The organism is Clostridia bacterium, assembly GCA_035628995.1.
Classification (GTDB): Bacteria; Bacillota; Clostridia; order Lutisporales; family Lutisporaceae; genus BRH-c25.
Genome location: DASPIR010000026.1, coordinates 172,149 through 187,402 on the forward strand (window position 1 = coordinate 172,149; position 15,254 = coordinate 187,402).

13 protein-coding genes and 1 pseudogene are annotated in these 15,254 nt (G+C 43.3%); 12 read left to right on the top strand and 2 right to left on the bottom strand.

Annotation, left to right across the window (positions count from 1 at the left end; all coding sequences use genetic code 11):
* The first annotated feature begins 89 nt into the window (after positions 1-89).
* The 8 genes from VEB00_11985 (at position 90) to VEB00_12020 (ending at position 11,814) form a co-directional block, all read left to right on the top strand.
* Positions 90-821, top strand: coding sequence for a WecB/TagA/CpsF family glycosyltransferase (locus tag VEB00_11985; protein HYF83735.1), 732 nt, complete (start codon positions 90-92; stop codon positions 819-821).
* A 101-nt stretch (positions 822-922) separates the two neighbouring features.
* Positions 923-3,334 carry an AAA family ATPase gene (locus VEB00_11990; GenBank protein ID HYF83736.1) on the top strand — a complete coding sequence of 804 codons (2,412 nt, stop codon included), beginning with the start codon at positions 923-925 and terminating at the stop codon, positions 3,332-3,334.
* 676 nt (positions 3,335-4,010) lie between these two features.
* Positions 4,011-4,799 (top strand): glycerophosphodiester phosphodiesterase, encoded by a 789-nt coding sequence (locus VEB00_11995; GenBank protein ID HYF83737.1) that lies wholly within the window; start codon positions 4,011-4,013, stop codon positions 4,797-4,799.
* Positions 4,800-5,109: 310 nt separating this feature from the next.
* Positions 5,110-6,834 (top strand): glutamine--tRNA ligase/YqeY domain fusion protein, encoded by a 1,725-nt coding sequence (locus tag VEB00_12000; protein HYF83738.1) that lies wholly within the window; start codon positions 5,110-5,112, stop codon positions 6,832-6,834.
* A gap of 58 nt (positions 6,835-6,892) precedes the next feature.
* Positions 6,893-8,143, top strand: coding sequence for an adenosylhomocysteinase (locus tag VEB00_12005; protein HYF83739.1), 1,251 nt, complete (start codon positions 6,893-6,895; stop codon positions 8,141-8,143).
* Between the two features lie 2 nt (positions 8,144-8,145).
* Positions 8,146-9,444 (top strand): amidohydrolase, encoded by a 1,299-nt coding sequence (locus tag VEB00_12010; protein ID HYF83740.1) that lies wholly within the window; start codon positions 8,146-8,148, stop codon positions 9,442-9,444.
* 40 nt (positions 9,445-9,484) lie between these two features.
* Entirely contained in the window at positions 9,485-11,155 is a 1,671-nt protein-coding gene (gltX, locus tag VEB00_12015; protein HYF83741.1) for a glutamate--tRNA ligase, read from the top strand.
* 149 nt (positions 11,156-11,304) lie between these two features.
* A complete protein-coding gene (locus tag VEB00_12020) occupies positions 11,305-11,814 on the top strand; it encodes a GNAT family protein (protein ID HYF83742.1) in 510 nt (169 codons plus the stop codon).
* Here the strand turns inward: VEB00_12020 and VEB00_12025 are convergent, their stop codons facing one another.
* Both VEB00_12025 and VEB00_12030 read right to left on the bottom strand, forming a co-directional pair.
* A complete protein-coding gene (locus VEB00_12025) occupies positions 11,815-13,071 on the bottom strand; it encodes a DNA polymerase IV (GenBank protein ID HYF83743.1) in 1,257 nt (418 codons plus the stop codon).
* Between the two features lie 41 nt (positions 13,072-13,112).
* Positions 13,113-13,376, bottom strand: coding sequence for a hypothetical protein (locus VEB00_12030; GenBank protein ID HYF83744.1), 264 nt, complete (start codon positions 13,374-13,376; stop codon positions 13,113-13,115).
* A gap of 394 nt (positions 13,377-13,770) precedes the next feature.
* Here VEB00_12030 and VEB00_12035 point away from each other — a divergent pair, with 394 nt between their 5' ends.
* From VEB00_12035 to VEB00_12050, 4 genes and pseudogenes are all read left to right on the top strand, one after another.
* A complete protein-coding gene (locus VEB00_12035; GenBank protein ID HYF83745.1) occupies positions 13,771-14,040 on the top strand; it encodes a hypothetical protein in 270 nt (89 codons plus the stop codon).
* Positions 14,041-14,072: 32 nt separating this feature from the next.
* Positions 14,073-14,297 (top strand): hypothetical protein, encoded by a 225-nt coding sequence (locus tag VEB00_12040; GenBank protein HYF83746.1) that lies wholly within the window; start codon positions 14,073-14,075, stop codon positions 14,295-14,297.
* Between the two features lie 249 nt (positions 14,298-14,546).
* On the top strand, positions 14,547-14,807 hold the full coding sequence (locus tag VEB00_12045) for a hypothetical protein (protein ID HYF83747.1): 261 nt from the start codon (positions 14,547-14,549) through the stop codon (positions 14,805-14,807).
* 134 nt (positions 14,808-14,941) lie between these two features.
* Positions 14,942-15,169 (top strand): annotated as a pseudogene (locus VEB00_12050) (hypothetical protein).
* Positions 15,170-15,254 lie beyond the last annotated feature (85 nt).

Genomic DNA, 15,254 nt, shown 5'->3' on the forward strand with positions numbered 1-15,254 from the left:
TATAAACCGTGTTTATATATAATTGTGCTATGTTATAATATTATTTAAGGTTATGCAAAGATGCAATATGATTAAGGGATTGGTGTTGTATGAGAGAAAAGGCTGAAATATTAGGAGTGGAAATAGACAAGGTTAATATGAATGAAGCAGCGGCTATGCTGGCAGAATACCTTGAAATGGATATATGCAGTATGGTTTTCACTCCCAACAGTGAGATATTGCTGGATGCCGTCAAGGAGAGGGAATTCGAGGGCATACTGAACAGTGGGCAGCTTGTAGTTCCTGATGGAATAGGGGTTGTCATTGCTTCAAGATTTTATAGCACTCCGCTGGAAGAGAGGGTTGCAGGCTATGATTTGATGCTGCGGCTTATGGAGACAGCGGATTCCCAGGGCAGGAGCATATATCTTTTCGGAGGTAAGGAGGGTGTAGCTGAAGAAGCCGCTATTAAGCTTGCGGAGAGATACGGCGGTTTGAGAATAGCAGGTACTAGGAATGGCTATTTTGAAGATGATGAAGAGGGAAAAATCATAGAGGACATAAACAGCCGGAAAGTAGACATCCTGTTGGTGGCCTTGGGAGCCCCAAAACAGGAAAAGTTCATATATAAGTATAAGGAAGAGCTAAAGGTCAAAATTGCCATGGGTGTGGGCGGAAGTCTGGATGTACTTGCGGGCAGAGCAAAGAGGGCTCCTGTATTTTACCAGAAAGCCGGGCTGGAATGGTTTTACAGACTCATAAAAGAGCCCAGGAGAATCATGAGAATCATGAGACTTCCAAAATTCTTAGCCCTTGCATTTATTGATGCAAAATTTAGATAGACGCAGCTAAATGCTATGGCACTACTATTATGGAATTTAATATAATATAATGTTATTAATTATTTAGCCCCTTTAAACGTATTTCGAGAGGAGAGTGCTGCATGGGAAAATTTAAGGAGTTGGCTCCGGAAGAATTAAGCAATAAGATAGATTATACTGAGTTTGGTTTTGAGACTACAGCGGATTTGAATCCATTAGATGGCATAATAGGACAGGGCAGGGCGGCTGCAGCAATGGAGTTCGGGCTTGCAATCAAAAGAGCCAGCTATAATATATATGTGTCGGGGATAACAGGTACGGGAAGAAACAGCTATGCCAAATCCATTATAAGCAGGATAGCTGCAAATGAAAAGGCTCCTGACGATTGGTGCTATGTGTACAATTTCGTAAACCCTGACAAGCCCATATGCATAAACCTCCCGGCAGGGATGGGGTGCAAACTGCAAAAGGACATGAAAAGGCTTGTAAAGGATCTCAAGGTAAAGGTTCCAAAGGCCTTTGAAGGCGAAGAGTATGAAAAGCAGAAGAGTCAAATTGTGCAGGAGTACCAGGAAAAAAGCTCGGAATATATGGAGACTTTCAATGTGTTTGCACAGGAACAGGGCTTCATGATAAAAAAGAGCGAGCAGGGACTGATGACCATCCCCCTCCAGGGCGGAAAGCCAATGGAGGACAAGGATTATATGGAGATGCGCCCTGAGGACAGGAAGAAGATGGAGGACAATTCCTTCATAGTCCAGGCAAAGCTTTTAGAGATTATGAAGCATATAAAAGAGATAGAAAGGGCTGCAAAGGATAAAATTGAACATCTGGAGACCAAGATAGCTCTGCTTGCTGTAGAACAGCCGATAATGGAGCTCAAGGACAAGTTCGGGCAGTTCAAGAGTGTGCTTGAGTACCTTAAGGCTGTTCAGCGGGATATAATACACAATATAGAGGATTTTAGAAATCTGGAATCTGGCAGTATTGACCAGCTTGATCTGGTTGAAAGAATCAGAGAGAAGGATTTTACAATAAAGTATCAGGTGAACCTGGTTGTGGACAACAGGGATGCGAAAGGCGCCCCTGTCATTCTGGAATCAAACCCCAAATACTACAATCTTCTGGGTAAAATCGAGTATGAAAGCAATATGGGCGTAGTTACTACGGATTTTACCAAAATAAAGGCAGGCTCACTTCACCAAGCCAATGGGGGCTATATAATAATCAACATGTCTGATCTGATGAGGGATCCTGAAAGTTGGGAAGGCATAAAAAGGGCAATAAAGACCGAGGAGATAACTATAGAAAATATATTTTCCATGGCGGGTATCGTATCCGGTGGTATAAAACCAGAGCCGATACCTCTGCATGTAAAGGTCATACTTATAGGAAGCGCATATGTATATCAAACCTTATATACCTATGACGAAGACTTCAGAAAGCTTTTCAAGATCAAGGCTGATTTTGATATAGATATGAGCAGCAGCGAGGAAAACTGCATGAAGTATGCCAGTTTCATAAGCGCTCACTGCGAGAATAAAGGACTTATGCATTTCGACAAATCTGCTGTGGCAGCTGTAATAGAATACAGCAGAAGACTGGCAGAGCATAAGGATAAGCTTTCTACCAGGTTCAACGATATAGTTGAAATACTATATGAAGCGGATGCATGGGCAAGAATAGCAGGAGAAGAGATAACCTCTGCCAGTCATGTGAGGAAGGCCATTGAACAGAAGGTTTACCGTTCAAACAGGATAGAGGAAAAGATGCAGGAGCTGATTGATACAGGAGTGGTGCTCATTTCTACAGAGGAAAAGGTCATAGGGCAGGTTAACGGACTTTCGGTTATGGATTTTGGAGACTATACCTTTGGAAAGCCCAGCAGGATAACAGTAGTTACCTATGCCGGAGAGAAAGGGATAGTCAATATTGAAAGAGAAGTTGAAATGAGCGGCAGCATACATGATAAAGGAGTGCTGATACTTACAGGCTACCTCGGCAACAAGTTTGCTCAGGATTTCCCGCTTACAATCTCAGCCAGCATTTGTTTTGAACAGCTTTATGACGGTATTGAAGGGGACAGCGCTTCCAGCACCGAGCTGTACGCATTATTGTCGAGCTTGGCGGAACTGCCTATATACCAGCATTTTGCAGTAACCGGCTCGGTTAATCAAAGAGGTGAGATACAGCCCATAGGTGGAGTGAACGAAAAAATAGAGGGCTTCTTCGAGACTTGCAAGGCCAGGGGCTTAAAGGGGAATGAGGGAGTCATAATACCATGGCAGAATGTCGTCAACCTTATGTTGAAGGATGAGATTGTTGAAGCTGTCAGGGAGGGCAAGTTCCATGTATATCCGATCAAGAGCATAGATGAGGGTATAGAAATTCTTACTGGTGTGACCGCAGGAAACAGGGATGAGAATGGAAATTATCCAGAAGATACTGTGTATTACAATGTACAGAAGAAAATTGAGAAGTTTGCCAGAATTGCTGAGGAATTTGAGGAACCGGAACAAGAGCAAAAGGTATAAAGGAGTTAGGCTGCATGACATGCAGCCTTTTATATTTGTGCTAAATCGTCAAATAAGAGCAAGTCACTTATGTATATCCACTCACACAATATAAGCTTTGGACAGAATTAGAGCTTGATACGCAATAAAATCCTAACGCGCATAAACCCAACGTCCTGTTGGTATGCGCTAGGTTTACATCACGTAAACCTTACGGATTTTCCTGCATATCAAGTTCTATTCTGTTACCCAAAGACTTATAAGTGTTCGCGGACATACATAAGTTAATGCTCCCCTAAATCGTTACATAGCTTTTATCTTCTTGACAGCTAATTGGTAAGACAGCCATATCAATAGCCTAAGTATGCTTATACGGAAATTGTCAATGGCACTTATGAACGTAGCCTTAGAAAAGCCGTATACGAGGCAGGACGCCGAGTAAGCCTTCCAGGGTCAAGGATGGCCTTTGGAAGGCGTTAGGCTTTTCTTAGGCGTAGTGAATTAGTGCCATCAATTTTTGTATACTCATGTGTGGCTATGATATGGTTGTCCTTATTTTGGATATCTTCTTAACCCTCCCCCAAAGTCTGGCTAAATTTGGCTGGCTACTTTTTTTTTACTACATATAAGGTATAATAAGGATATGATTCAAAATGTCCGAATATATGGAATAAATTCTTAATCAGGAGTGATTCAATTGCCAAGTATCTTTACAGCTGATACAGGGGCTCTTGTATATGCGCACAGAGGGGCTTCGGGCTATGCGCCTGAAAATACCATGGCGGCCTTTAAGATGGCCGTGGAGCTGGGAAGCAGCGGTATAGAGTGCGATGTGCAGATGACAAAGGATGGAAGGCTTGTCGTATGTCATGATGAAACCTTGGATAGGACTACCAAGGTCAAAGGCTATATAAAGGATTTGAATTATGACGAGATAAGGGAGTTGGATGCTGGGAGCTGGTTTGACAGCAAATTCAGGAACGAAAGGATACCACGGCTTTTAGAGCTGCTTGAGCTGGTAAAAGATACTGGACTGCTCCTCAATATTGAGGTGAAAAGCGGTATAGTGCAATACCCCGGAATAGAACAAAAGGTTTTGGCTGAGGTGGCGGCTTTCGGACTTCAGACTAAGGTTATAATATCCTCCTTCAATCATTACTCTATAAAGGAGTGCAAGGATATAAACCCTTCTGTCAAAACGGGGGCATTATATATGGAAGGCCTTTTTGAGCCTTGGAACTACATGAAGTCCCTGGGCTGCGAATGCGCTCATCCATTTTATATGGCCTTGGTGCCTGCGATTGCAAAAGAGCTTAAAGCGAGAGGCTATATTATAAATGTTTTCACTGTAAATGATCCAAAGATAGCGTTAGAACTTGTGAAAATGGGTGCTGACGGCATTATAACGAATTATCCCGATAGGATGCTAAAGGCTTTGAAAATAACAAATTATCCCGATAGAATACTAAAGGCTTTGAGAAAATAGAGAGGGGAGTGCTTTTCATACTGGCATTTATATGCATTACCTATGTGAAAAAGGGAGAATATAAGGCGATGGGCAATGGGCACGAGGTTGCGGGGTTACGAGGAGATACGAGACTCGAGACCCGAAGATTTAAGCCGGACTTCGAAGACTTACCCAGGCAAGCGCGCAACTCGAAACGCGTAACGCGTAACCAGTATTGTGTGTTCAGTGTTACACGGTACTAATAATTTGATAGAATTTCTACATTATATATAGTATAATATTCAACATATTAATAACGTAGACACAAAGGCGTAGGAGGGAAGATTCAATGAGTGAAAATATTGATAAGAATATTCCGGGAAATATTGATCAGGTTGATGGTGAGTCTAAGGTATATTCAAACTTTATACATGACTTTATCGATAAGGACCTGGAGGAAAAAGTATATGACAGGGTACATACCCGCTTTCCTCCCGAACCAAACGGATATCTGCATATAGGACATTGCAAAGCCATGTATATCAATTTTAGTACGGCGGAAAAATATAATGGATTTTGCAATTTAAGATTTGATGATACCAATCCCATCAAGGAAGATGTGGAATACGTGGAATCTATAATGGAAGACATCAAGTGGCTTGGGTTTGACTGGGAGGATAGGCTTTTCTATGCATCGGATTATTTTGGGAAGCTGTATGAATTTGCGGAATTCCTTATAAAAAAAGGTAAGGCATATGTCTGTGACTTAAACCAGCAAGAGGTAAGGGAATATAGGGGTACGCCTACTGAGCCGGGAAAAAACAGTCCTTTCAGAGACAGGACTGTTGAGGAAAATCTGGAGCTGTTCAGAGGGATGAGGGCCGGAGAGTTTACTGAAGGTTCAAGAACCCTTCGTGCAAAGATTGATATGGCCTCGCCCAATCTCAACATGAGGGATCCCGTAATATATAGAATACTGAAGTCACACCACCACAGGACAGGAGACCAGTGGTGCATTTATCCAATGTACGATTTCCAGCATCCGCTTTCAGACGCACTGGAAGGTATAACTCATTCACTCTGCTCGTTGGAATATGAGGATCACCGACCGTTGTACAATTGGGTTGTAAATGAATGTGAGACAGAGCATCGGCCAAGACAGATCGAGTTTGCCAGACTTGGTCTTAACTATACTGTTATGAGCAAGAGGTATTTGAGGGAACTGGTAGAGACCGGTGTTGTAATAGGATGGGATGATCCTAGAATGCCAACATTATGCGGTTTGAGAAGAAGAGGCTACACTGCTTCCTCCATCAGAAGCTTCTGTGACAAGATTGGCGTAGCTAAGACAAATAGTACTGTGGATTATGCACTTCTTGAGCATTGCATAAGGGAAGACCTTAATAAAAGGGCAGATCGGGTGATGGCAGTATTGCGTCCTTTGAAGGTTATCATAGATAATTATCCGGAAAATCAGGCGGAAGAATTTGATGTGGAGATTAATCCGGAAGATCCCAATAGCGGCACACGCAAAGTGTCCTTTTCCAGAGAGATTTTTATTGAGCAGGACGATTTCATGGAGAACCCGCCAAAGAAATACTTCAGGCTGTATCCCGGCGGAGAGGTCAGGCTTAAGAGCGCGTATTTCATAAAGTGTGAAAGCGTTGTAAAGGATCTGCAGACAGGAGAAATTACAGAAATACACTGTACTTATGATCCGGCTTCCAGAGGCGGAAACTCTCCTGACGGGCGAAAGGTAAAAGGAACGATTCATTGGGTATCTGCTGCCCATGCTTTGGATGCGGAGGTACGTTTATATGATCAGCTCTTTGCAGTACCTAATCCGGGAGAAGGCGACAGGGAGTACAAAGAAGATTTAAATCCGAATTCCCTGGAGGTACTCACTAACTGCAAGGTTGAGCCGGGTCTGGCAGAGGCAGCCGTGGGAACAGGCTACCAGTTCATGAGGATGGGCTATTTCTGCCCTGACAATAAGGATTTCACAAAAGAAAAGCCAGTGTTTAACAGAATAGTCGGGTTAAAGGATTCTTGGTCAAAGGCAGTAAAGGAATAAAATATAAGGCTCGACAGCTTAGTCTGCCGAGCTTTTAATTAATAACGGAGGTTAAATAATGAGAGAGAGTATAATCAGAGATATTAAGAAAGCTGAGTCAGGACATAGGAAGATAGAATGGGTAAAAGGCTATATGCCTGTGCTGTCAACCATTGAGAAGGAATTTATAAAGGAACAGCCCTTTGCAGGCAAGAAAATAGTAATGTCCATTCATCTTGAGGCAAAAACCGCATATCTTTCCAAGGTACTGAAAGCAGGAGGCGCAGAGGTTTCGGTTACAGGAAGCAACCCCCTTTCCACACAGGATGATATTGCAGCAGCACTGGTGGAGGATGGACTGAATGTTTATGCCTGGTATAATGCCACGACCGAGGAATATAACCAGCATCTGAATGCAGCTCTTGATATCCGCCCTGACATAGTTATAGATGACGGAGGCGACTTGGTGCACCTGCTGCATGGGGAAAGGCAGGAGCTGCTGCCCAATATAATCGGAGGCAGTGAGGAAACTACTACAGGAGTCCTCAGACTCAAGGCAAGAGATAGAGAAGGACTGCTGAAGTTCCCCATGATTTCTGTTAATGATGCTTACTGCAAGTATCTGTTTGACAACAGGTACGGTACGGGTCAGTCGGTATGGGATGGGATAATGAGGACGACCAATCTCATAGTGGCTGGCAAGAACGTAGTGGTAGTGGGCTATGGCTGGTGCGGCAAGGGGGTCGCCATGAAGGCCAAAGGGCTTGGCGCCAATGTAATAGTTTGTGAAATTGACCCGATAAAAGCGATAGAGGCTTACATGGACGGCTTCAGGGTGATGTCAATGGATGACGCGGCGTCAATAGGGGATTTCTTTGTTACTGTTACCGGCTGTGCAAAGGTTATCACCGGAAAGCACTACAAGGTCATGAAGAACGGAGCGGTGCTCTCTAATGCCGGTCACTTTGATGTAGAGGTTTGGAAACCGGAGCTTGAGTCAATGTGCAAAGAGAAGAGGATAATGCGAAATAACATTATGGGATATGTTATGGAGGATGGAAGGATAATAAACCTGCTTGCTGATGGAAGGCTTGTGAATCTCGCTGCAGGAGACGGACACCCTGCCGAAATAATGGATATGAGCTTTGCACTGCAGGCCCTGTGCGCAAGATATATCAGTGAGAGCAAGGGAAAGCTTCAGAGCAAGGTATATGAGGTACCGGAGGCCATAGACAAAAAGGTTGCCCATATGAAGCTTGAAGCTCTGGGAATAACGATAGATAAGCTTACCAAGGAGCAGGAGGAATATCTGAGAGGCTGGGGAGAATAGCCATGGATATATTGCTGAAAAATGCGCAGATAATAACACTTAACGAAAATGATGATATAATACAAGAAGGCAGTATAGGGATACGGGGTAATAAAATAGACTATATCGGCCCCGGTGAGCAAAATATGGAGGCAGGATACTCAAAGTTGATAGACTGCAAAGGCAGGACTGTGATGCCTGGCTTTGTAAATGCCCATAATCATCTTGCCATGACAATGTTCAGAAACTACGCCGATGACATGAAGCTTATGGATTGGCTTTTTACAAAGATATTCCCGCTGGAAGACAAGATGACTGATGAAGCGGTATATTGGGGAAGTCTTCTTGCTATGGTTGAGATGATCAAAGGTGGAACAACAACCTTTACAGATATGTATTTCTTCATGGAAAGCACTGCTCGTGCGGCTTCTGAGTCAGGGATGAGGGCTGTGCTGTCCAGAGGACTTCAGGGGGAATCTGGAGAGGAAGAGCTTGACTACAGGCTCCGAGAGAACCTGGAGTTGTTTGACAGATACCACAATAGCTCCAATGGACGTCTGAAAGTGATGCTGGGGCCTCATTCCGTATATACCAGTTCTAAGGAGTACCTGAGGAAAGTTGCGGTCAAGTCTCGGGAGAAGGGTATATCCGTACAGATTCACCTTTCGGAGACAAAAGAAGAGGTTAGAAGCTGTATTGAGAAGCATGGCAGCTCGCCGGTCAAATATCTTGACAGCCTTGGGCTTCTCAATGGGAGTACCGTGGCAGCTCACTGTGTCGCTGTGGAGGATGAGGATATTGACATATTGGCATCCCGCAAAGTAAATGTGGTGCATAATCCGGGAAGCAACATGAAGCTGGCAAGCGGAGTCGCACCGGTAGTTAAGATGCTGGGGAAGGGCATAAATGTGTGCTTGGGTACTGATGGAGCCTCCAGCAACAATAATCTTGACATGCTGGAAGAGATGAGAATGGCAACCTATTTGCAGAAGATTTACACAGATGACCCCACAGCTTTGCCTGTGGATGAGGTCATGAGAATGGCTACAGCAAGAGGAGCCAGGGCTCTTGGGTTTGAAGACGTGGGAAGTCTCACGGTTGGGAGCACTGCAGACCTTATAGTGCTGAATACTGAGAAAGCACATTATTACCCGAAACATAATATAAAATCAGCCATTGTCTATTCCGGAAACTCAGCAGATGTGGAGACAGTTATAATAGACGGCAGCCTGGTGATGGAAGGCGGGCATCTTATTACACTGGATGAGGAACGTATACTGTATAAGGCTCAGAAGTGGGCGTTGAAGCTGACTGTACAATAAAGATTACGTGTAATATACACTTGAAAGGTGGTTTGTCATAATGCATGATTTGGCAGAAAGAAAGAAATTGGCGGATTTGTTATTCCCGGATACCGAAAGGGCCCCGCAATATTACGAGCTATTATACCCCAAAAGGAACCTGACCGAGGGAGCGAAGGTAACCAGGTTTGCCCCCAGTCCTACAGGCTATGTGCACATGGGAAGCTTATATGCATCTCTTGTGTCAGAGAGGATTGCGCATCAGAGTAATGGAGTGTTTTTCCTTAGGGTGGAAGATACAGATAAAAAGCGCGAGGTGGAAGGCGGCGTAACTAATATAGTAAGGGCTCTTTCAAGTTTTGGCGTCAACTTTGATGAGGGTGTGACAGACGTTGACGAAGAGAAGGGCGGCTACGGACCATACAAGCAGAGTGAAAGAGTGGGGTTATACAAGGTATTTGCAAAGCAGCTGGTAGAGAAGGGCTTTGCATACCCATGCTTCTGCTCCGAGGAAGATTTGAATAAGGTAAGAGCCCAGCAGGAAGAGAATAAGCTGCAGATTGGCTATTACGGCGAATATGCTGTTCATAGGAATTTCACACTGGAACAGGTAAAGGAAGAGCTTTCCAAGGGCAAATCCTTTGTACTGCGTGTCAAAGCTCCGCAAAAACCAGACAGCAGGTTTATATTCAAGGATCTTATTAAGGGCGATGTGGAAATGCCTGAAAATGACCAGGACATGGTGCTGCTGAAGTCTGACGGACTTCCTACCTACCACTTTGCACATGTGGTAGACGACCACCTGATGAGAACCACTCATGTAATGAGAGGTGATGAATGGCTGCCCTCAGCTCCTCTGCACATACAGCTCTTTGAAATGTTTGAATGGGAGAAACCTAATTTTGCACATATATCACCGGTAATGAAGATTGAAGGCAGCTCCAAAAGAAAGCTCAGCAAGAGAAAGGATCCGGAGGCGGATGTAAGCTTTTTCCGTGAGCAGGGTTTTCCAAGTGTTTCAGTTATTGAATACCTTGTAAACCTGATAAATTCAGATTTTGAGGACTGGAGAAGGGATAACCCTGAAGAGCCCAATACCAATTTTAAAATTGAACTGGAAAAAATGAGCGTAAGCGGAGCTATGTTCGACATAGTAAAGCTTGCAGATATAAGCAAGGACTTGATTGCGTATATGTCCGGAGAAGAAATTTACAGCGCTGCCTTAGAATGGGCAAAGGAATATGATTCTGAGCTTGCGGCACTTCTTGGCAGAGATGAGCAATATGCAAAGAGAATATTGAATGTTGACAGGGGCGGCGAAAAACCCAGGAAAGATTTTGCAAAATGGCTGGATGTAAAGCCGAGTATTTTCTATTTCTTCGACGAGTTGTTTGCAAAAGACGTGGAGGGCGGCTATAACTTCCCGGAAACGATGTCTCAGGAAGAGATTAAGAGGATAATAAGCGAGTATGCAAAGGTTTATACGCACACAGACACAAAGGATATGTGGTTTGACAGAGTAAAGGAATTCTGCGAGGCCATGGGATACTCAAAAGATGTCAAGACCTTCAAGAAGAACCCTGGAAGCTATAAAGGCCATGTGGGGGATGTCACAGGGGCTATCAGAGTAGCTGTGGCAAACAGAAAAAACACTCCCGACCTTTATGAGGTAATGCAGGTAATGGGCGAGAAGAAAGTCATAGAGAGGTTTGAAAAGGTCATGGCTAGATAAAACAAAAAGGCATGTTCCAATGGAGCATGTCTTTTATGTTGATAATATATTCACATAGTATATAATTAAAGTAGGTAATTATACTTATTTATAATTATGGGAGTGGTTGTGCTGCAAGGGGAAATATACCTGTAGGAGGGAAATTGGCTATGAAAGACGTTTTGATGGAAATGGATGGACTTATGTTTTGCCTCACCAGGCCGGAGTATCTGGACTTGATAAGCAGTATAGAGAAGAGTAACAGTGATTTTGTATTTGTATGGCCAAAAGAAAGGCATATTGAAGCGATAAACCATATGGATGAAGTGCATATATCGGTGGTAAATTCTTTTGACCGGGAGCTTGTAGGATACATACTACTTGCAGGAGTTGGCGGAGAAGACCGCGCATTGGAGTTCAGGCGAATGGCCATATCTGTCAAGGGGAAGGGCTACGGGCGTATAAGTGTAAGGTTTATAAAGAAATACTGCTTCGAGACGCTTAATTGCCACAGGCTGTGGCTGGATGCATATACAGACAATGAAAGGGCAATAGGCCTTTACAATAGTGAGGGTTTTGTGCAGGAGGGCGTAATAAGGGAGTGCAAGAAGCAGGGGGATAATTACCGCTCAATGGTGGTAATGTCGATGCTGGAAAATGAATATAAAGGTTGGAAGTGATCACAGGATGCTGCTCATAACAGGGTAATCCTCTGCACCGGAGCCACCGGTCATGGGAGCAAACTCATAGTCGGCAAATACTGCACGCATTACTGCGGTATTGCCGTATTTTTCTCGTATAATATCTATTGCGGTGTCGAGCGCTTGCTTCTTGTCTGCATTTGTTTCGTCAAATATGGATGCCTGCATGTATTCATCGCAGCACAAATCTGTTACTCTTACGCCAAGATGCCTTATCTTTTCACCTTTCCAAGCCTCGCAGAATAGAGATACAACATTCCTATATATTTCGTTGGTGATATTTGTTGCATTGTACAATCTGCGCTGGTGGGTATAAGAATTAAGCTCTGAAGTTCGGATTTCCACACATACTACCCGGCAGCATGATTTGGCAGCTCTAAGACGAAATGCAACTGATTCTGTCAAGGATAACAATACTTTATAGGCTGTTTTATAATCTGTTACATCAAATCGGATTGTTGTACTGTTTCCAATTCCTTTCATTTGAAGAAAGTAACCTGAATGTACCAGTGATTCATCAAGTCCATTTGCATAGCACCAAATCAAATTCCCATGGGACTTCAATTTCATCTCTAATAGCTTTCTATCCGTGTTTGCAAGTTCGCCTATAGTACTGATGTTTAAATCCAATAATTTCTTTAGGGTTTTACGGCCCACCATAAATAAATCACCTACGGGCAGGGGCCACATTTTTTTTGGTATCTCCGACCTCCAGAGTGTGTGAACCATATCGGGCTTTTTTAAATCTCCGGCTACCTTAGCTAAAAGCTTATTATGGGAGATGCCAATATTGACTGTAAAGCCAAGCTCTCTATGAATATGGTCCTTAATCAGGTGAGCTGCTGTTACCGGATCACCAAAGTGAGGTTCCAATCCTGTATAATCCAAGAACATCTCATCTATTGAAAATCGCTGGAGTACCGGAGAGTACTCCTTCATGAGATCATACAGTGTATTGCTGCATTTCATATATAAATAGTAATTTGGCGGTACGATAACTAATCCGGGGCATTTCTGCTTTGCCTGCCATATGACTTCTCCAGTTTGAACCCCATACTTTTTTGCAGGGGTACTTTTAGCTAATATGATGCCATGCCGATCTGCTTGATTACCCCCTACGGCAGAAGGTATTTCACGCAGGTCAGTTTTTTCGCCGCACTGTATGTTGTACACGGCCTGCCATGACAGAAAGGCCGAGTTTGCATCAATATGCATGATAATCCTGTTCTTGGACATACATACCTCCAATTCTGAAGTCGTTCCCCGTTCCCCCGCACCTATATCTTGTATATATACCATCTTGAGGTGTCTATTTCGAATCTAAGCTCAAAGGGTTTGATCTGGTTGCCGATTTGTGTCTGACAGGTGAATTTTATCATTCTGTTGCCGGCAAACTTATCAATATCCCTTTTTATTATTCTATCTACTTTTATTGTTATCAGTTCCGACCCATCATCAAGGTATCTGAACCTTATAGGTGCAGGGTTGCCTTCCAGATCGAAAAGTACTATTGCCTCAATAGGCTTTCTAAGTGTTTTCATATATCACACCCCATAAAAAAGAGTAAGCCATTATACAAAATGTGAAAAAGAAGCTTTTTCACACTTTTGTTTCCTTAATGCAATCACGGAAATTCGAATAATTCCATATAATATTATTTCCGTGCTATCTATGTTTAGTGATTTAATATTAGCACGTTTTTACCGACTCAGAAACCTTGCTATAGTGCTGTATAAGCAAATTTTGCTAAATTACCTAGTTAATTCATGAGTATAAAGGATATCTCATAGAATATTATACGAACACGTGTTCGATTTAATGCATGTCTAATTCATTTTTTTGAGGTTCTTCTTTTTTCTCTGTAACCAAACGGAAATGGGTACATAGTATGTAAGTGGAAAGGTGAACAACCTTTGATGAAAGGAGGTTTGAACTGTGGCGGGAGGATTTGGGGTGTTAAATCCCGGGACAGTCTCAGGGTGTGGGGCACCACCGGCACCTGTTAGAAGTTTTTTTGGGTTTAACAATTCGTGGATTTTGATAATATTACTTCTGATATTCGTACTCCCGCGCCTGGGCTTTGGCGGTTTCGGCGGCTTGGGAGGGCTGTTCGGGGGATTTAGTTGGATTTGGATTCTGCTATTGATAGTCTTCTTAGTCCCTGGTATCTTGCCTGGCTTTCGCCTTGGCGGATTTGCCATATAAAATAACTACACTTTAAGGAGGGGGGTGAAAACATGGCAAACGGATTTGCAGGTGGATGTGGTGTTCCTACAGCAGTAAGCCCTATCATGGATATGTGCAAGGGCAATGGATTCCTTTTACTGCTCCTGTTGTTTGTGCTTTTAGCATCGTGCACAACCTTGGGTAGGGAGAAAAACTTCTTCTTTATCATAATACTTGCTATAATCGCTTTTGGCGGATTTGGCAGGACTTTCGGATTCGGCGGAGCAGAAGTATAATAACGGACGAAATTCAGCCTGACCTATGAAATATTAGGTCAGGCTGAATGCATTTATTTGTCACCAAATTAATGCATGTACATAGTATGGAAGTGGGAAGGGGAGTTGGTCATACAATCCCGACCCAGATGCCATAACTCACCTCGGCATAAAAGTGAGCATCATCGCTCACTTTTATGCTTTTAAAAGGAAAGTTGTCACCAAATTCATGCATGTACATAATATGGAATTGAGAAAGGGGGTGACATCATGGCATACGGATTAGGATATGGAATGGGCGGAGTAAATCCAGCGGTAGCAGCAGCTGGATGTGGTGCTCCTGTAGCAGTAAGCCCTATTATGGATGCGTGCAAAGGTAATGGATTCCTTCTACTGCTTCTGTTGTTTATACTTCTGGCATCGTGCACAACAATGGGCAGGGAGAAAAACTTCTTCTTTATCATAATACTCGCTATAATCGCTTTTGGCGGATTTGGCAGAACTTTCGGATTTGGCGGAGCAGAGGTATAACAGTCTCAAGCCTTATCCCATTGTAATGGGTTTTCTTATTAAAAAAATTTAAATTTTTGTAACCAAATACAAGCCTGTACATATCATGGTATTGAAAAAAGGTACAGGGTGTATTATGGAAAGGAGGTGTCAATATGGTTGATGCATTAACAGCAGGCAATGGTTTTGGAGGAGGTAACTTTGATCTTCTGGAGAGCAGCATAGGAGAGACTGTGACAATATTTACTACAAGCGGAGGACAGTCAGGTTCCGGCTTTACAGGGGTAGTGCTCGCTGTAAACCCATGCTTTGTTAGGCTTATTACCCACATAGGACCAGCTCCAGGCTGTGCACTTGGTAACTGCTGCGCACCCGTAGGCGGCTATGGCGGCGGCATTGCTTGAATGTATTGCTTTTCTATTATGCTGTAGTGCTTGTCAAAACAATCATTTATATTAAAAATAATAT

What these genes read in the sequence shown, in the direction of transcription:
- VEB00_11985 (HYF83735.1), top strand. Translation starts at nt 90, where the DNA reads ATGAGAGAAAAGGCTGAAATATTAGGAGTGGAAATAGACAAGGTTAAT.
- VEB00_11990 (HYF83736.1), top strand. Translation starts at nt 923, where the DNA reads ATGGGAAAATTTAAGGAGTTGGCTCCGGAAGAATTAAGCAATAAGATA.
- VEB00_12000 (HYF83738.1), top strand. Translation starts at nt 5,110, where the DNA reads ATGAGTGAAAATATTGATAAGAATATTCCGGGAAATATTGATCAGGTT.
- VEB00_12005 (HYF83739.1), top strand. Translation starts at nt 6,893, where the DNA reads ATGAGAGAGAGTATAATCAGAGATATTAAGAAAGCTGAGTCAGGACAT.
- VEB00_12010 (HYF83740.1), top strand. Translation starts at nt 8,146, where the DNA reads ATGGATATATTGCTGAAAAATGCGCAGATAATAACACTTAACGAAAAT.
- gltX (HYF83741.1), top strand. Translation starts at nt 9,485, where the DNA reads ATGCATGATTTGGCAGAAAGAAAGAAATTGGCGGATTTGTTATTCCCG.
- VEB00_12020 (HYF83742.1), top strand. Translation starts at nt 11,305, where the DNA reads ATGAAAGACGTTTTGATGGAAATGGATGGACTTATGTTTTGCCTCACC.
- VEB00_12025 (HYF83743.1), bottom strand. Translation starts at nt 13,071, where the DNA reads ATGTCCAAGAACAGGATTATCATGCATATTGATGCAAACTCGGCCTTT.
- VEB00_12030 (HYF83744.1), bottom strand. Translation starts at nt 13,376, where the DNA reads ATGAAAACACTTAGAAAGCCTATTGAGGCAATAGTACTTTTCGATCTG.
- VEB00_12040 (HYF83746.1), top strand. Translation starts at nt 14,073, where the DNA reads ATGGCAAACGGATTTGCAGGTGGATGTGGTGTTCCTACAGCAGTAAGC.
- VEB00_12045 (HYF83747.1), top strand. Translation starts at nt 14,547, where the DNA reads ATGGCATACGGATTAGGATATGGAATGGGCGGAGTAAATCCAGCGGTA.